The following is a 15,605-nucleotide window of genomic DNA, read 5'->3' as shown; positions in this document are numbered from 1 at the left end:
CAATAGGACTGGCCCACCGGGGCGCGGCCCAGAGCAGCGTGGGCTTCAAGGAGCAGCGCCTCGGTCTCGTCCCAGCCCACACAGGCGTCGGTGACGCTCAGGCCAGGAACCAGCGTGCTCAGGTCGGCGGGAATGGCCTGCTTGCCGGCCCGCAAGTTACTTTCAATCATCAGGCCGCGGATGGCATGCTGGCCGGCGGCGCGCTGGTGCAGCACGTCGCGCCAGACCAGACCCTGCCGCGTGTGGTCCGAGCCGCTGTTGGCGTGCGAACAGTCCACCATCACGGCCGGACTGAGGCCCGCCGCACTCATCAGGACCGCCGCCTCCTGCACAAACTGCGGCGCGTAGTTGGGGCCGCCCCGCCCGCCACGCAGGATGACGTGTCCGTCCGGATTGCCCAGCGTATGGACGATGCAGCCCTGGCCGTCGTCGTCAATGGTGAAAAAGGCGTGGGGTGAGCGCGAGGCCACAATGGCGTCCACCGCCAGCTTGATGCCGCCGCCCGTGCCGTTCTTGAAACCCATCGGGGCGCTGACGGCGCTGGCCATGACGCGGTGGGTCTGTGACTCGGTGGTGCGGGCGCCCAGACAGGCCCAGGCCACGGCGTCAAAGACGTACTGCGGCGCAAAAGGGTCCAGCAGTTCGGTGGCCACGGGCAGCCCCAGCTCGCTCACCTCCACCATCAGCCGCCGGGTCCATTCCAGGCCCTTGTTGATGTCGTTGGCGCCGGTCATGTCAGGGTCCAGCAGGTAGCCGCGCCAGCCCACCGTGGTGCGTGGCTTGTCCACATAGACGCGCATCTGCACTTCCAGGCGGTCCTCTACCTGCGTGCGCAGCGCGGCCAGCCGCCGGGCGTAGGTCAGGGCCTGCTCGTGGTCATGAATAGAACACGGCCCCACCACCACGAGCAGGCGGTCGTCCCGGCCATGCAGGATGTCCTGCGCGGCCCGGCGTCCGGCCAGCACGGTGCGCTCGGCAGCTGGGCTCAGGGGACAGCGGGCTTTCAGGGCGCGCGGCGTAATCAGGGGCGTAAAGCCGCTGACATTCAGGTTCTCGGTGCGGCCAGGGGCGACGGCAGGTTCAGGGTGGGTCATGGGGGTCCTCGGGGAGCAGGGTGAACAAGCGAAACCCGCCCGGTGGCCTTGTGGGCGTCACCGGGCGGGTGGGGAGGGAAACAGCGCGCTAGGCCCGGTGACGACCGAACCAATAAAAAAAGGGCGCGCTCAGGGGCATAGGCGCAGTGTAGAGGCCACGGGGCGGGCGGTCTCTGCCCCCGGTCTAGGGCGCCGCACAGAACTGGCCTGGGAACTCAGCAGCCATAGAGGTCCGGCCGCCTGGGCCCTCTCCTCACTCTCTACCCCTCAGCGATCTGGCGCAGTTTCTCGACACGAGTCGCCAGTTCAGGCAGCTCTAACGCCCGCAGCGCCTTGGTGGTGCGGCTGAGGCCAGCGTCATCCACGCGGCCCTGGTTCCAACCGGCAATCAGCATGGCGCACCCCTGGAGGGCGTCTCCTACGGTTTCCTTATGAAACATGGCGGCCACCCCACCCGCCTGGGCGGGCGCGGTCTGCTGGGCCTGGGCCTGCACGTCCAGCACCACCTGCATAAACACCTGGTCCAGACGGGCGCGGTCATCGGGGGCAATCGGGGTTCCAGTCATGGGGGGCAGTGTAGTGGGAGCAGACCAACTGGTGCGTGCCAGTCGCTGGCCTTTCTTCATCTCGGCTCTCATGTCTGGCCGCAAGGGCGACAGGCACGGGCCAGACCCGTATCTTGGTGCAACTCAGACGCTGGAGGGGGCATGAAGTACGAGCCGGGCAACAGGTTTTACGATGAGATGTTCACGCCGGGCGGCCAGGTGCGGCCCCACTACGCGGGGGTGCAGGCGTATGTGGACGACCTGGGCGTGCCCGAATTCGCGCGCCGCCACGAACTGCTGGACCTGGCGTTTCGCAACCAGGGCATCACCTTTACGGTGTACGGCGACGCCCAGGGCACCGAGCGTACCTTTCCCTTTGACCCGGTGCCGCGCATCGTGCCGGCCTCCGAGTGGGGGCAGATAGAAGCCGGGCTGACCCAGCGGGTGCGCGCCCTGAACGCCTTCTTGCAGGACATCTATTCGGAGGCCCAGATTCTGGGGGACGGCGTTATTCCCGCCGAACTGGTGTACACCTCGGCGCATTTCCGGCGTGAGGTTCACGGCGTGAGGCCCCCCGGCGGCATCTTTACCCATGTGGTGGGCACCGACCTGATCCGCGACGAGCAGGGCGACTATCTGGTGCTGGAAGACAATTTGCGCTCGCCCAGCGGGGTGTCGTACCTGCTGGCCAACCGCCAGGCCATGACCCGCATCTACCCCGGCATGTTCGAGGGCCAGGGGGTGCGCCCGGTGGGTCATTACGCCACGGCCCTGCTGGCCCTGCTGCAAAGTGTCAGCCCCCGCGAGAACGGCACGGCCGTCGTGCTGACCCCCGGCATGTACAACAGCGCCTACTTTGAACACGCCTACCTGGCCCAGCAGATGGGCATTGAACTGGTCGAGGGCCGCGACCTCTTTGTGGACGCCGGGCGCGTGTGGATGCGCAGCACGGGCGGGCGGCGACAGGTGGACGTGATCTACCGCCGCATTGACGACGATTTTCTGGACCCGCTGGCCTTTCGCCGCGACAGCACGCTGGGCGTGGCTGGGCTGATCGAGGTCTACCGGCAGGGCCGCGTGGCGATTGCCAACGCGGTGGGGACGGGTGTGGCCGACGACAAGGCGGTCTACGCCTACGTGCCGGACATGATTCGCTACTACCTCAACGAAACGCCCCTACTGCGCAACGTGCCCACCTTTCTGGGCTGGAACGCCGACCACCTGGACCACATGCTGGCCAACGCCGGTGAACTGGTGTTCAAGGCGGTGGGCGAGGCCGGCGGCTACGGCATGCTGATTGGCCCGGCCTCCACCCAGGCCGAGCAGGAAGCGTATCTGGAGCGTGTGCGGCGTGACCCGCGCGAGTTCATCGCGCAGCCGGTGGTGGGGCTGTCCCGTCATCCCACCTTCTACCCCGACGGGCGTCAGTTTGAAGCCGCGCACATTGACCTGCGGCCCTACGTGCTGTACGGCCAGAACGTGACCATCGTGCCCGGCGGCCTGACCCGGGTGGCCCTGACGCGCGGCAGCCTGGTGGTGAACAGCTCGCAGGGCGGCGGCAGTAAGGACACCTGGGTGCTGGAACACGACGGCCCCGCCACGCCCGTGGCCATGAGCCAGCTGCTGCACGGCGATACGCAGAGCCAGGCACAAACTCAGGGTCAGGGCCAGGGCCGCCAGTCGCAAAGCCAGAGCCAGACTGGCAGCGGCACCCAGAGCCAGAGTCAATTTCAGGGCGGTTTCGGCTCAGTGCCGCTGGGGGCGGAGACCACGCCCGCCGACGACGCCCACACCGCTCACGTCCGGGAGCGCGCCGCCGAGGAAGCGCAGGTCGAGGCCTACGGGCAAAGTCAGGAGGCGTGGGGCAGGGTCCCTGCGCCGCCGTCTGCCCCCGACGAGTCGCCCGGCGGTCACTCCTACCAGCAGCAACTGGAAAAAGCCGAACTGGACAGCCCAACCCAGGAGGACCGCTGATGCTGCTGCTTTCCCGCCTGGCCGAGAACCTGTACTGGACGGGCCGCTACATGGAACGCGCCGAGAACACCGCCCGCCTCCTGAGCGTCAATTACTACGCCACGCTGGAATCGGCCACGCGGGCACGGGACCACTGGCGCCCCCTGCTGGACCTGACAGGCGGCGAGACCGCCCTGCGTGAGCGCTACGGCCGGATTGACGCCCGCAGCGTCAGCGCGTGGCTGGCCTTTGACCGGGACAACCCCGCCAGTATTGCCAGCAGCCTGGCCCGCGCCCGCGAGAACGCGCGCGGCCTGCGCGACCGCATTCCCAGCGAGATGTGGGAAGCCGTCAACCGCGCCTACCTGAACCTGTGTTTTGAGACCGGCGCGGTGCTGGACCGCGACGGCCTGTTTGAATACTGCGTGGCGGCGCGCGACGCATCTCAGTTTTTCTTCGGCATCGCCTTTGCCACCCTGCCGCGCGACGAAGGCTGGGCTTTCATGCGCAGTGGGCAGATGCTGGAGCGCGCCGACAACGTGCTACGTGTGCTGCAGGCCCGGCTGGAACAGAGCGGCGAGGTACAGGGGGTGCCTGCCGCCCCCGCAGGCAACGACCCGGCCGCCCGCATGGTCGTGGAACAGCGCTGGGTCAATGTGCTGAAGGGCGCCAGTGCCTTCGAGGCTTACCGCAAGTGCGAGCACGCGGGCCTGGAGCCCCGGCGCATCGCGGCCTTTTTGCTGCTGGACGACGCCTTTCCGCGCAGCGTGCGCTACAGCGCCGAAAACCTGCACGACGCCCTGGGGCAAATCGAGCGGCGCCACCCCGGCGCCCACCCCGAGCTGCTGCGCCTGTCCCGCTGGCTGGTGGCCCGGCTGCAGTACGCCGCCATTGACGACATTCTCGAAGGCGGCTCACCGTCCCTTGACGAGCTGCTGACCGAGGTCAACCGGGTGGGGGCGGCCATCAATGCGGCGTATTTTGAAGAGGAATAGGGTGCAAGCGCAGAGCACTGTCCAGCAGATTTCGGTGGCACCGATGGGTCAACCCCTCATGCCAGCCACAAGGTGTGGCCAGCCGACGGGTGCCGGGCAAGACGTAGGGATATGGGCGGTCCTCAACAAACCAGACCGAATCTGGGTCAGCCGGCACCGGGATGTGGGGAGGCAGGATGCGCTGTGAGATTCGCCACGCCACCGAGTACCACTACCCCACGCCAGCCTGGGACTCGTTCAATCAGGTGCGCCTGCACCCGTCTCAGGAGGAGCGGCAGACCGTGCGCTCGTTTCACCTCTCGGTCACGCCCGACGCCGAGGTCTCGTCTCATCGGGACTACTTTGGGGCCATTGTTCACCACGTGCATGTCCACGACCCCCACACCCACCTGAAGATCGAGGCGCAGGCCATCGTGGACACCCACGCGCGGCCAGACCCCGAGCCCGTACAGGTGATGGCCCTGGCCGCCGAGCGGGGACGGCACACCGAATTTCTGGTGCCCTGTCCACGTGTGCCCGCCGGGCCCTGGCCCGAAGTCTTTCATGTGGCCCGGCCAGACCTCAGTGATGACCTGCCCGGCTATCTGGTGGCCCTCAACACCCAGCTGTACCGGCGCTTTACCTATGACACCAAGGCCACCAGTGTCAGCACGCCACTGGCCGAATTTGCCAAAGATGGCCGGGGCGTCTGCCAGGACTTTACCCACGCCATGCTGGGCGTGACGCGGCAGCTGGGCATTCCGGCGCGGTATGTCAGCGGGTATCTGTACAGCGGCGGCGAGATGCTGGGCGCCGAAGCCACCCATGCCTGGGTGGAATGCCTGGTGCCGGGCTACGGCTGGCTGGGCCTGGACCCCACCAACAACTGCGTGGCCGGTGAAAAGCACGTCAAGATAGGCCACGGCCGCGAGTACAGCGACGTGTCACCCGTGCGCGGCACCTATTACGGCGGTGGGCGCGGCAAGATGGACGTGGCGGTTCACGTCTACAGCGAGCAGTAGCGGCAGTAAAAAACCCCAGGCCGTGCCTGGGGCGTGTCGGGCCGCTTGATTAGTTGCCAGTCACCAGCCGGCCCACCGCGAACAGGCCGCCCAGCACTCCACCCACCACTGCCGCTGCCGCGAGCTGCCCCAGACCAGCCAGCACCAGGGTTACGCCCGCGGATACCGGGTCGCGCAGATTCATGCTGGACTGCACTGCCAGGAAGCCGAAGTAAATCATGGCGAGGGTAATCAGGAACATGGCGAGCCAGCCAATAACCGGAATGACGCCGATCAGGGTGCTGATGATGCTCAGAGGCACGAAGAACAGTGCGAAAGAATAGGCGACTTCGGGATAGGTGCCGGTCCCCCGAAACAGCGTGCGGCCAATCAGGTACACCAGTCCGGTAAAGACAAAAAAGGTCAGCGGCACCGAGATCAGACGGGTCAACAACTGACCGAAGAAAGTGACGTCGCTGTGAAACAGGGCGAAGAAGGCAGCGATAGCAGCCGAGACGGCGGCTGCCACCATCACGTAGATCAGCGCGCTGGAGAGGTTACTGCGGCGCTCGAACTGCTCGAAGGTCGCTGGGCTGGGCCGCGTCAGCACGGCAGCGCTCTGAGCAAACATGTCCTGCACTCGGGCGGTCGTTGTGGGCTGAACCGGGCTTCGCATGATCCACGGTACGGCCCGGAGCGACAGGCCGTTGCCAGGTGCAGTCTTTATCTTTTGTTCATCATTCCCGCAGAGTGTTGGTGGGCTGTCTTTTCAGAAGCATCAGAAGATATCAGCAGGCTCTGAAGAGGCCGCACAGCATGAGCCTGCTTCTTCTGCAAGTGGAAAAGTGGGTTTGCCAAAGCTCAGTCCGAAGTCTGCTTCGTTCTTATCTCACTCTAAATTGTTTCTGCAAGCGCTGGCATAAGAAGCCGAATCAGAACTCAGCCGGTAGACACAGGCCAGTATACAAGGCACGCAGACTCAGTTCCAAGGTTGGCTGAAAGGCCACGCACAGCGGCGCCAGAGCCGGGTCACTCAGGGCTTCCTGAACCGCTGGGGCCGGGTCGCTCATGGGATAGAGACCCGCCACCAGCGCCTGCGTGGCGGTCAGCAGCGGCAGTGCTTGCCCTTCTGGCAGCGTGGGCAGCGCGCGGTGTAATGCGGCCAGCAGCGGAGGGAGGCGGCCCAGCAGCCAGGTCTTGTGGGCACGCGCACCATCCGGCGTGATGTTGCGCTCCAGCAACCCCGCCAGGTGCGGCATCAAGCGAACCAGGTCGGGATGATCGCCCAGCAGCGCCGTACTCAGGCGGGCCAGAGACGCTGGCGTGTGAATCCCACCCAAAGCCAGATGCCGCTCCCAGTGGGCAAAAAATTCGGCCAGCAGTTCTTCGTACAGACTGAGAAATAAGCTCTCTTTGGTCGGAAAATAGCCGTACAGCGCGGCTTTCGTCAGCCCGACCTGGGTTGCCACCGCCTGAAGCGTGAGGTCCTCGTAGCGGTGGGTGCGCCACAGCGACCGCGCCACCTGCAGAATGTCTGCCCGGCGCGTGGCCTTGGCCTCCTCCGAACGGGCGCGAGAAGAAATAACCACAGGTTAATTGTAGAGGGCTGCAATTCAGGCGTCTAGCCGTAGACAGAAAATCCGTCCATTGACAAACTTACCCAGGGTTACTAATATTCTCCTACTTACCCAGGGTTATTTAGACCCAAGGAGCATCCTATGATCCACACTGCCCTCCCGACTCCCGCCACCGCCCTCGTCACCGGTGCCAGCAGTGGCATTGGCGAACGCCTGGCCTCCGGGCTGGCCGCACGCGGCGCCTCTTTGATTCTGGTGGCCCGCTCGGAAGACCGCCTTCAGGCGCTGGCCAGCGACCTGCGGCGCCTGCACGACGTGCCCGTGGAAGTGATAGCGGCCGATCTGGCCCACAGCGGCGCGGCGCAGGTCCTGGCTGAAAAGCTGACGGCGCGTGGTCTCACGCCCGATCTGCTCATCAACAACGCGGGTCTGGGGCACTTTGACGAGTTTCTACAGCAGGACCTGGCCGATATTGGCCAGCAGTTGGCCCTGAACATCACGGCTGTCACCGAACTGACGCGGCTGCTGGTGCCGGGCATGGTCGCGCGGGGGCGGGGACGCGTCTTGAATGTGGCCAGCACGGCCGCCTTTCAACCGGGTCCCCTGATGGCGCCGTATTACGCCAGTAAGGCGTACGTCCTGAGTCTGAGTGAAGCGCTGAACGAGGAACTGCGCGGCAGCGGCGTGACGGTGACGGCCCTTTGCCCCGGCCCGGTGCAAACAGGCTTTCAGGCCGCCAGCGGGCTGGGCCGCAGCGAACTCCTGCGCGGGCCGGTGCGCCTGGCGATGCTGAGCGCCGATCAGGTGGCCGCCCAGGGCCTGGACGCCATGCTGCGCGGTCAGGCGGTGGTGATCCCAGGCCGGCTGAACCAGTTGCAGGTGGCGGCCCTGCGCCTGCTGCCGCGCGCTGCCGTGCCCCCCATGATTCGCCGCTTGCAGGCTCACCGTCACCGCTAAAAGGCACCTGCGCCTCAGCAGCCTCCAGGGGGCCATGCCACAATGCAGGGTGATGACGGAATCTTCTCTGACCTCCGGCGAGCAAACCCACTCTGGCTTCGTGGCCATTGTGGGCAAGCCCAACGTCGGCAAAAGCACCCTCCTGAACAGTTTTCTGGGCACCAAGGTCGCCCCCACCAGTCCCCGGCCGCAGACCACGCGCCGGGGCGTGCGCGGCATTCACACGGCCGAGAACCGCCAGATTGTCTTTGTCGACACGCCGGGCCTGCACAAACCCAAAGACGCGCTGGGCAAGTACATGAACCACGAGGTGCATTCGGCCCTGGCCGATGTGGACGGCGTGGTCTGGGTGGTGGACCTGCGCCACCCCCCCACCGACGAGGACCAGCTGGTCGCCCGCCAGGTGCGCGAATTGCCCAAGCCGCTGTTTCTGGTGGGCAACAAAACGGACGCCGCCAAATACCCCGACGAGGCCATGAAGCTCTACCGCGCGCTGCTTGAAGGCCGCGAGGCCGAGCTGAGCGAGACCATGCTGAGCGCGCAGAACAACCCGAACGCGGTGGCCACCCTGCGCGAGCAGCTCCTGGCCATCCTGCCGGAAAACCCCTTCTTCTTTCCGCAGGGCAGCGCCAGCGACCAGAGCCGCGAGATGTGGGCCGCCGAGATCATCCGCGAAGAGGCCATGAAAAAGCTGCGCGACGAGCTGCCTTACGCCGTGGCCACGCGCGTCAACCGCTGGACCGAACGCGAAGACGGTCTGCAGCGCATTGAAGGCGAGATTGTGGTGGAAAAGAACGCCCACAAGGGCATGGTCATTGGCGCGGGCGGCAAGCAGCTGCGCGAGATTGGCCAGGCCGCCCGCAAGCAACTGGAAGTCTTCCTGAACCATAAGGTCTTCCTGGGCCTGGAAGTCATCGTGATTCCCGGCTGGCGCGAGGATGAAGAAGCCCTGCGCGAACTGGGCTACGAGTAATCACGGCATTCGGGAGGTGGGCTGGAGGCCGTGGTGAGTGGAGAGGATCCCTGGGGGCTCTTGAACCGCTACGAGAGCACACCTCTTCCCCACCTTTGAGGGCCACAGAGCAGAATTAAAGACCCCCGTATTCAGGCCAAATCTCAACAAGGCCCCACGACGGGGCCTTTTTTATGGTCCAGCCTTGAGGCGTTCCCATTCCCGCAGCGCGTCCTCGTAAAACAGGCGGGTGTGGTGCATCCGAATCTGCCCGGCGCCGTAGAGGGCCAGGAAGTCGGACTGGGGCACAAAGCGCACCTCTGTTACCTCATACTGAAAAGTAGGGTGGAAGGTTGAGCCAGGCAGCGCCTGGGCCAGCCAGGCATGGCGCAGCACCGGCACGCCGTCTGGAAATCGGCCCAGGTACGCCGCCAGAAACTTCAGCAGGCGCACCCGTACCCCCGCTTCCTCCCAGGCTTCACGGACCGCCGTGTCCTGGGGATTCTCGCCGTCCTCCACGGTGCCGCTGGGGATGTGCCACAGGCCAGCTTTCTGCCGCTGCCCTGGCACGCCATTTTCCCGCACCAGCAGAATGTCGCCCGTCTGGTTCAGGATGACCACGCCCGCCGCACGGTGAGACACAGGCACATGAGTCTCTGGGCCAAATTGCATGGCTAGCCCTGACTCTCACGCAGCCCGGTGATGTGGGCGACATGGTGCCGGCCGTGCCAGGCGTACATGGCCAGCAGGGTGTCCACGGTGTAGGTCCGCTCCTGGGCCGGATGGGTCCACAGCCGACCCCACTCTGGTCCTCCCTGGTCTAGAGCCCCGAACAGCAGCCCCAGCCGCACATGCAGGCTGCTGATGAGCGTCAGGCTGACCTCGGGCGAGAGCTGCGTGTCGGGCAACTCGGCCCATAAGGCTTCCTCGTAGGGCTTAATGACAGGATTGTCTTCGGTCAGGGCCAGCTTCAGCCGGATAAAGGCGTTCATGTGGCTTTCGGCCACGTGATGCACCACCTGGCGCACCGTCCAGCCACCCTCGCGGTAGGGGCTATTCAGCTGCGCCTCAGTCAGGCCCTCCACAGCAGCTGACAGGAGACCGGGCAGCTCAGCGATCTGAGCCGTGGCGGCTCCCCGCTCTTCGGCCGTGAGGGTCAGCGGCGTGGGCATTGGGCCAATGGGATAGCGGAGGTCAGTCATGGGTGGGGGCCTCATCCTTTCTGGTCCAGCGGTTCGCGTCGCGGCGCTCGACCTTGTCCATCATGCGCTCAAAGCCGCGCTCCAGGCTGATCCCGCGCTCATTGGCCATGCACAGCATCACGAACAGCAGGTCGGCCAGTTCCAGTTCCAGGTCGCCGGGGTCCTCGCCTGGCTTGGGGGTCTTGCCGTTCTGGTGGGCCAGCACGCGCGCCACCTCACCGGTTTCCTCGGTCAGGCGGGCCAGCATCAGCAGGGGCGGAAAGTACCCCTCCTTAAACTGGCCGATATAAGCGTCCACACGCTGCCGGGCGTCTTCGAAGGTCAAGCTCATGGGGCCAGGATACTGGCAGGATATCTAAGTTTTCCCTGTCCCAGACCATGCGCGGCGTGACGGCACTGGAGTTGCTGAGAGACGCTGTCTATCACGCCGCAGACCTGTGGCGCGGTGGCTGGTTGCCCTACCCACGCGCCGCTGGGCGTCAATGTTTTCTGGACCGCGCTGACGGTTCTGGACGCGCTGGCCGCCATCCTTCTGCTGGACTGGCCTCGCGCTGGACTTGTGGTGACGCTGGGCATCATGCTGGCTGACGCAGCGGTTAAACTCTCGCAGGCCAGGGAAGAAGCTGCGGCGCTGCTGGCCCAAGTGAGTTTTCCAGGCTTCGTGGGAGGAGTTTTCCCTTTCTCTGACCTGTCCATTCTGCTCAACGGCCGCTCCGCCAGGCGACGGACGCGCGTGGCCAGGCCCGCTGCGCACCATAGCGGCATGACAGTTCCCTCTCCCCTGCTGAGCGCCGGCCCGCCGGTCTGGAACGTGGCGCGAGCCGCCGGACTGGGCCCACTGGCGCCGGCTCCCGCCGAGCTTCATGACCAGCTGGCCGACCTGCGCGCTGCCCTGGCTGAGGTGCTGGTCGCGGCGGCAGGTCACGATCTGGTGTTCGTGGGCCGCTCACCCGAGCCCCTCCGGGCCTACCTGGGCGGCCTGCTGGCCGGGATTCGGGTGCCCTGGACCGCACACGGACTCAATGTTTCTCTGCTGGGCACCGAGCTGAGTCCGGCCCAGCAGGTGGCGCTGCGGCCCCTACTGGAAGCCGCTGGCCTGAATCCGCGTCGTCTGGCTGCCCAGGACCGGCGGGCCGCACTGGTGGATGTGGTCGCTTCAGGCGGCACCTTTGCCGAGCTGCACCAGGCACTGCGAACCTGGGCCGCAGCGCAAGGTCTCCCCCGACAGAGCGTGGTCCGGCGCGTACGAGTGCTGGGCTTGGAGTGCTCTGGGCCAGCGCGGCCAGGTGCACAGCACCGGTCCGATCTGCCCGAGTTACGCGGTGTACGGACCCGCAGCGTTCCTATTGCCCCCGAGCTCTGGCACTGGCTGGCCTGCGATGCGGCGCTCAAGGTGGCCCCGTGCTGGGCCATTGGCACCTGGGGACACACTGCTGACCACCTGCCCGAACGCACCCCAGAGCGGCTTCAGGCTCTGGCGCAGGCCCGCGCCTTGTATCTGCTGGGCACGGCAGCCGCAGAACGCGAGGCGATGGTAGTTGCCCTGAACGTGGCCGGAGGTCAGCAGGTGCCGGCCGTGCGCGCCCTCGTGCAGGCGTGGCGCGGCACCCGCCACCGCACTGCGCCGCGCCGAAGTGGACGCCTGCCCTCGCCCCGCTAAAACGCCAAGACAAGCGGCGGCCCCTCATCCTGGGGCCGCCGCCGTGACTGGGTTAGCGAATGTAGAGGTACGTTTCCTGCACGTCGCGGTCAGCGGTGGCGTAAGGCTCCAGGTAGGCATTGCTGGTGGCGTTCCAGCGGCCGTCGTCGAAGGTGCCGCGCAGCACGAGGTCGGTGGTGGGGCGCACCCGCGTGAAGATGGCGCGCACACGCTGAAGGCCACGCGGCTCGGCCAGGTTGTAGGTCACGCCGTCGCCCGCACGGGGAAAGGTGGTGGTGCCCGCCTGCACATAGGCGTTCCGCACCAGCACGCTGCCCACGCCGTTGCTTTGCAGCGCCAGCAGGGTCACGTAGCCGGGCGCGCGGGTGGTGACGCTCACGCGCACCGCTTCGCCCACGGCGTAGGTGCTGCCCTCGCCGCGGTCCGGACGAAGCCCAGTAATCAGGTTGCTGCCCGAGCCTTGCAGGCCCACGTTGGGACGAACCGTCACGGTGCAGGCGCTGAGGCCCAGGGCCAGAGAAAGCAGAAGTGCAGTGCGCATAACAATCAGCATACGGGCGCCAGCTGACGGAAAGCTGAGGGCTAGCCCCGCACCGTCCTTAGCGCTTCGGGGCCTTCCAGACCCCGCATCTGCGCCGATTGTGGCCCAGCGGCAGACGACCTGCCGGGCAGGCGGCGTAGCATGGTGCATGTTTCGCGCCGCCTGCCTTGCCCTGACCCTGCTGAGCGTGTCCGGGGCGCTGGCCGCGCCGCCTACCTCGGCGGCGCGCGCCGAGCCCTACACCACCAACCGCTTTTTTGCCGACCTGAACGCCCGGCAGGTCACGCGAGTGGTCCTGAGCAGCGGCGGGCAGGCCACCGTGACCCTGGCGGGCGAGGGGGGCAGCCCGCGCGTGCAGACCCTGCTGGTGCCAGCAGACGGCGCGACCCTGGCCCGCATCCGGCAGTCAGGGGCGACGCTGCGGGTGGTCGCGGCCGGGTCGGGGCTGGGCTGGCTGGCGCAGGTGCTGCCGCTCGTCCTGACCGGGCTGATTCTGGTGGTGCTGTGGCGGTCCATGCGAGCGGGCGGTGGTGGCGGCGGCGCCGCGACCTTTGGGCGGTCGAAGGCGGCGGTGATCGGGGAGGGACAGATCAAGCTGAGTTTCAGCGACGTCGCTGGCTGCGACGAGGCCAAAGCCGACCTCCACGAGGTCGTCGATTTCCTCCGCCAGCCTGACAAGTACCACCAGCTCGGCGCCCGCATTCCCCACGGCGTCCTCCTCGTCGGTCCCCCCGGCTCTGGCAAGACCCTCCTCGCCAAAGCCGTCGCCGGCGAGGCCCGCGTGCCCTACTTCTCCATCTCGGGCAGCGACTTCGTCGAAATGTTCGTCGGCGTCGGCGCCGCCCGCGTCCGCGACCTCTTCGACCAGGCCCGCAAGTCCGCCCCCTGCATCGTCTTCATCGATGAAATCGACGCCGTGGGCCGCAAGCGCGGCGTCAGCCTCCAGGGCGGCAACGACGAGCGCGAGCAGACCCTCAACCAACTCCTCGTCGAGATGGACGGCTTCGGCAGTGGACAGGAGGTCATCATCCTGGCCGCCACCAACCGCCCCGATGTCCTCGACGCGGCGTTGCTGCGCCCCGGCCGATTTGACCGGCAGGTGGTGGTGGACGCGCCGGACGTGCGGGGCCGGGAGATGATTCTGCGGATTCACGCGCGCAAGAAGCCGCTGGACCCCGGGGTGGACCTGGGGGTGGTGGCGCGGCGCACGGCGGGGATGGTGGGGGCGGACCTGGAGAACCTGCTCAATGAGGCGGCGCTGCTGGCGGCGCGGTCGGGGCGGGGGCGGATCACGGCGCGGGATGTGGATGAGGCGCGCGACCGGGTGCTGATGGGCCCGGAACGCCGGTCGCTGGTGGTGCGCGAAGCCGACCGGAAGGTCACCGCCTACCACGAAGTTGGCCACGCCCTCGCCGCTCAATTGTTGCCTCACGCCAACCGAGTGGCCAAACTGACGGTGGTGCCGCGTGGCCGCGCGGCGGGCTACATGATGCCCGACGCCGATGACCGCCTGCACGTTACCCAGCCTGCCCTGGAAGACATGATCGCGGTGGCCCTGGCCGGCCGCGCGGCCGAGGATGTGGTGTTTGGCGAGGTGACGACGGGCGCCCAGAACGACTTTCAGCAGGCGACCACCATCGCCCGGCGCATGGTGACCGAGTGGGGCATGAACACGGGGCTCGGCAAGGTGGCCCTGGCCAGCGATGAGGGCGGCTTTCTGGGCGGCAGCGCACAGCCACGCCCCATGAGCGAGGCCACCGCCCAGCGCATTGACCAGGAAGTGAGCGCCCTGATTGACACTGCCGCCACCCGCGCCCGCGCCCTGGTGGCCGAACACATTGGCCGCGTGCATACCATTGTGGAAGTCCTGCTGACCCGCGAGACCCTAAGCGGCGAGGAATTTAGCGCGCTGCTGGCTGGGCATGAACTGGAGCCGCGGCCACCCGCCGCGCCTGTCCCCAGTAGTCTGCCGGGGTAAACAGCGCAGGTTGCCGAATGCTTAACAGAACGATGCCCCCTGGCCGTCAACCAGGGAGGCCACTTGGAAAGTCGGTTTAGTGTGTGGGAGCAGGCGCGCTGTCGGCTAGGCGGAAAGACCAGTGCTGGAAGCCGTTGGCACGGTTGCTGCCCGTCACGGTCAGGGCGCTGGACGAGCCGGTCAGACTACCGCCGCCAGTAAAGGTGTCAAAGTTGCGCGGCCCACCCTGTGCCCGGCTGGCTTTCCACCGCACCTGCGGGTTAGTGGGGTCGCAGCCGGCCACAGTCACGCGCGCGCCCGCGCCTTGGGTGGCAAACAGAGTCCAGCTGAGGCACTGCAAAGTCTCGCGGTTGCGCAGCATAAAGACCTCTTTGTGCTGATCTGTGCCGGGTAGGAACAGCCGTTCCCACTGCTGCAAGCGGTTGGCGGCGTTGCAGGCCGCCATAGTGGGAAGCTGCCCGGACACCGCGCTGTCAATGCACTTGCCAGTAGGCTCGTTGCGTGTCAGCAAGTAACGGATGGGCGGTGGTGGGCCGGGCTCAGGGGTTTCTGTGGGCGGCTCAGGCAACTTCTCTAGGCTGATTTCAATCGTCGGGTTGCTGGAGGCCTGAAAGTATTGTTCACCTTTCAGGCGAACGGCTCCGTAAAACACTTCAGCCGCCGCCAAGCACTTCACCTGATCAATGATATTGAAGTCATCACAGATGAACCGCATATGTTCAAGCATCTGATCGTCAACGACTTTGCGGTAATTCTCGTTCCGAAGAGCTGGATAGAACTTGACATTCCGGTACCCAAAATCGTGTTGCACACAAGCTGGATGGAAGTAGAGACTCCAGATGGTGAAGACCGGCGAACTGCAACCATCAGCCGTCCAATCAAACAGCGGATAGGTCGTCTGAAGAACTGGGAGATCCGTAGCGAACGTATTGGTTACGACGATGCTGTTGTAATCGTTCTGAGGATAAGGGGCAGGGGCCGCCGCCTGAGCCTGAAAGGGCGCCGCATCGGCGACTGGAAGTTCCGCTGTTCCACACGCAGCCAGTGTGAGCAGCAAGGAGACCGAGAGAGCGGGCAGGACAAATCGGGTAGTCATAGGAACCTCACTTCACGAATGAACCGGCCATCTGCAGATTCGGGAAGGAGGTTAAAAGACCCTCTGGGACAGAGA

16 protein-coding genes and 1 pseudogene are annotated in these 15,605 nt (G+C 66.1%); 7 read left to right on the top strand and 10 right to left on the bottom strand.

Annotation, left to right across the window (positions count from 1 at the left end; translation table 11 throughout):
* Both GO986_RS14020 and GO986_RS14015 read right to left on the bottom strand, forming a co-directional pair.
* The coding region (locus tag GO986_RS14020) for a 3-deoxy-7-phosphoheptulonate synthase (protein WP_157459919.1) at nucleotides 1–1,094 on the bottom strand (1,094 nt) is incomplete at its 3' end.
* A gap of 260 nt (nucleotides 1,095–1,354) precedes the next feature.
* On the bottom strand, nucleotides 1,355–1,660 hold the full coding sequence (locus GO986_RS14015) for a hypothetical protein (protein WP_157459918.1): 306 nt from the start codon (nucleotides 1,658–1,660) through the stop codon (nucleotides 1,355–1,357).
* A 141-nt stretch (nucleotides 1,661–1,801) separates the two neighbouring features.
* Between GO986_RS14015 and GO986_RS14010 the strand changes: the two genes are divergently transcribed.
* The 3 genes from GO986_RS14010 to GO986_RS14000 all read left to right on the top strand — a co-directional run bounded on the left by GO986_RS14010 (nucleotide 1,802) and on the right by GO986_RS14000 (nucleotide 5,588).
* Entirely contained in the window at nucleotides 1,802–3,613 is a 1,812-nt protein-coding gene (locus GO986_RS14010) for a circularly permuted type 2 ATP-grasp protein (protein WP_157459916.1), read from the top strand.
* Nucleotides 3,613–4,587, top strand: a complete 975-nt coding sequence (locus tag GO986_RS14005; protein WP_157459914.1) for an alpha-E domain-containing protein — start codon at nucleotides 3,613–3,615, stop codon at nucleotides 4,585–4,587. Before GO986_RS14010 ends, GO986_RS14005 begins: the two co-directional genes overlap by 1 nt.
* Nucleotides 4,588–4,763: 176 nt before the next feature.
* Nucleotides 4,764–5,588, top strand: a complete 825-nt coding sequence (locus GO986_RS14000) for a transglutaminase family protein (protein ID WP_157459912.1) — start codon at nucleotides 4,764–4,766, stop codon at nucleotides 5,586–5,588.
* A 49-nt stretch (nucleotides 5,589–5,637) separates the two neighbouring features.
* Here GO986_RS14000 and GO986_RS13995 read toward each other — a convergent pair whose 3' ends face one another.
* On the bottom strand, nucleotides 5,638–6,243 hold the full coding sequence (locus GO986_RS13995) for a YIP1 family protein (RefSeq protein WP_157459910.1): 606 nt from the start codon (nucleotides 6,241–6,243) through the stop codon (nucleotides 5,638–5,640).
* A 256-nt stretch (nucleotides 6,244–6,499) separates the two neighbouring features.
* The gene (locus tag GO986_RS13990; RefSeq protein ID WP_369409379.1) at nucleotides 6,500–7,156 is read right to left on the bottom strand and encodes a TetR/AcrR family transcriptional regulator; all 657 of its coding nucleotides are present in this window, start codon (nucleotides 7,154–7,156) and stop codon (nucleotides 6,500–6,502) included.
* A gap of 129 nt (nucleotides 7,157–7,285) precedes the next feature.
* Here GO986_RS13990 and GO986_RS13985 point away from each other — a divergent pair, with 129 nt between their 5' ends.
* The gene (locus GO986_RS13985) at nucleotides 7,286–8,101 is read left to right on the top strand and encodes an SDR family NAD(P)-dependent oxidoreductase (protein WP_157459908.1); all 816 of its coding nucleotides are present in this window, start codon (nucleotides 7,286–7,288) and stop codon (nucleotides 8,099–8,101) included.
* A 52-nt stretch (nucleotides 8,102–8,153) separates the two neighbouring features.
* Nucleotides 8,154–9,074 (top strand): GTPase Era, encoded by a 921-nt coding sequence (gene era / locus GO986_RS13980; RefSeq protein WP_157459906.1) that lies wholly within the window; start codon nucleotides 8,154–8,156, stop codon nucleotides 9,072–9,074.
* 171 nt (nucleotides 9,075–9,245) lie between these two features.
* Here the strand turns inward: era and GO986_RS13975 are convergent, their stop codons facing one another.
* Genes GO986_RS13975 through GO986_RS13965 form a run of 3 tightly spaced genes read right to left on the bottom strand, consistent with a single transcriptional unit; the run spans nucleotide 9,246 to nucleotide 10,586 of the window.
* A complete protein-coding gene (locus GO986_RS13975; protein WP_157459904.1) occupies nucleotides 9,246–9,725 on the bottom strand; it encodes a Nudix hydrolase in 480 nt (159 codons plus the stop codon).
* A 2-nt stretch (nucleotides 9,726–9,727) separates the two neighbouring features.
* Nucleotides 9,728–10,255, bottom strand: a complete 528-nt coding sequence (locus tag GO986_RS13970) for a YfiT family bacillithiol transferase (protein WP_157459903.1) — start codon at nucleotides 10,253–10,255, stop codon at nucleotides 9,728–9,730.
* The gene (locus GO986_RS13965; RefSeq protein WP_157459902.1) at nucleotides 10,248–10,586 is read right to left on the bottom strand and encodes a nucleotide pyrophosphohydrolase; all 339 of its coding nucleotides are present in this window, start codon (nucleotides 10,584–10,586) and stop codon (nucleotides 10,248–10,250) included. Before GO986_RS13965 ends, GO986_RS13970 begins: the two co-directional genes overlap by 8 nt.
* A 432-nt stretch (nucleotides 10,587–11,018) precedes the next feature.
* Here GO986_RS13965 and GO986_RS13960 point away from each other — a divergent pair, with 432 nt between their 5' ends.
* Nucleotides 11,019–11,915, top strand: coding sequence for a hypothetical protein (locus GO986_RS13960; RefSeq protein WP_157459901.1), 897 nt, complete (start codon nucleotides 11,019–11,021; stop codon nucleotides 11,913–11,915).
* A 52-nt stretch (nucleotides 11,916–11,967) separates the two neighbouring features.
* Here GO986_RS13960 and GO986_RS13955 read toward each other — a convergent pair whose 3' ends face one another.
* A complete protein-coding gene (locus tag GO986_RS13955) occupies nucleotides 11,968–12,456 on the bottom strand; it encodes a DUF4384 domain-containing protein (protein ID WP_157459900.1) in 489 nt (162 codons plus the stop codon).
* A gap of 148 nt (nucleotides 12,457–12,604) precedes the next feature.
* Here GO986_RS13955 and ftsH point away from each other — a divergent pair, with 148 nt between their 5' ends.
* Nucleotides 12,605–14,434: an ATP-dependent zinc metalloprotease FtsH gene (gene ftsH / locus GO986_RS13950; RefSeq protein WP_157459899.1), complete on the top strand. Its 1,830-nt coding sequence runs from the start codon at nucleotides 12,605–12,607 to the stop codon at nucleotides 14,432–14,434.
* A 76-nt stretch (nucleotides 14,435–14,510) separates the two neighbouring features.
* On the opposite strand, the gene GO986_RS22995 is transcribed toward ftsH, so the two are convergent.
* Complete coding sequence (locus GO986_RS22995) at nucleotides 14,511–15,002, bottom strand: ricin-type beta-trefoil lectin domain protein (protein WP_232337801.1); 492 nt, start codon at nucleotides 15,000–15,002, stop codon at nucleotides 14,511–14,513.
* A gap of 120 nt (nucleotides 15,003–15,122) precedes the next feature.
* Nucleotides 15,123–15,530: pseudogene (locus GO986_RS23475) on the bottom strand (phospholipase A2); the annotation flags it as partial.
* Nucleotides 15,531–15,605: the final 75 nt, after the last annotated feature.

The sequence above is a fragment of the Deinococcus arboris genome (assembly GCF_009755355.1).
Taxonomy (GTDB): domain Bacteria; phylum Deinococcota; class Deinococci; order Deinococcales; family Deinococcaceae; genus Deinococcus; species Deinococcus betulae.
The sequence above is the reverse complement of the archived record's forward strand: the minus strand, read 5'-3'. Positions and strand labels throughout refer to the sequence as shown.

What these genes read in the sequence shown, in the direction of transcription:
- GO986_RS14015 (WP_157459918.1), bottom strand. Translation starts at nt 1,660, where the DNA reads ATGACTGGAACCCCGATTGCCCCCGATGACCGCGCCCGTCTGGACCAG.
- GO986_RS14010 (WP_157459916.1), top strand. Translation starts at nt 1,802, where the DNA reads ATGAAGTACGAGCCGGGCAACAGGTTTTACGATGAGATGTTCACGCCG.
- GO986_RS14005 (WP_157459914.1), top strand. Translation starts at nt 3,613, where the DNA reads ATGCTGCTGCTTTCCCGCCTGGCCGAGAACCTGTACTGGACGGGCCGC.
- GO986_RS14000 (WP_157459912.1), top strand. Translation starts at nt 4,764, where the DNA reads ATGCGCTGTGAGATTCGCCACGCCACCGAGTACCACTACCCCACGCCA.
- GO986_RS13995 (WP_157459910.1), bottom strand. Translation starts at nt 6,243, where the DNA reads ATGCGAAGCCCGGTTCAGCCCACAACGACCGCCCGAGTGCAGGACATG.
- GO986_RS13985 (WP_157459908.1), top strand. Translation starts at nt 7,286, where the DNA reads ATGATCCACACTGCCCTCCCGACTCCCGCCACCGCCCTCGTCACCGGT.
- era (WP_157459906.1), top strand. Translation starts at nt 8,154, where the DNA reads ATGACGGAATCTTCTCTGACCTCCGGCGAGCAAACCCACTCTGGCTTC.
- GO986_RS13975 (WP_157459904.1), bottom strand. Translation starts at nt 9,725, where the DNA reads ATGCAATTTGGCCCAGAGACTCATGTGCCTGTGTCTCACCGTGCGGCG.
- GO986_RS13970 (WP_157459903.1), bottom strand. Translation starts at nt 10,255, where the DNA reads ATGACTGACCTCCGCTATCCCATTGGCCCAATGCCCACGCCGCTGACC.
- GO986_RS13965 (WP_157459902.1), bottom strand. Translation starts at nt 10,586, where the DNA reads ATGAGCTTGACCTTCGAAGACGCCCGGCAGCGTGTGGACGCTTATATC.
- GO986_RS13960 (WP_157459901.1), top strand. Translation starts at nt 11,019, where the DNA reads ATGACAGTTCCCTCTCCCCTGCTGAGCGCCGGCCCGCCGGTCTGGAAC.
- GO986_RS13955 (WP_157459900.1), bottom strand. Translation starts at nt 12,456, where the DNA reads ATGCGCACTGCACTTCTGCTTTCTCTGGCCCTGGGCCTCAGCGCCTGC.
- ftsH (WP_157459899.1), top strand. Translation starts at nt 12,605, where the DNA reads ATGTTTCGCGCCGCCTGCCTTGCCCTGACCCTGCTGAGCGTGTCCGGG.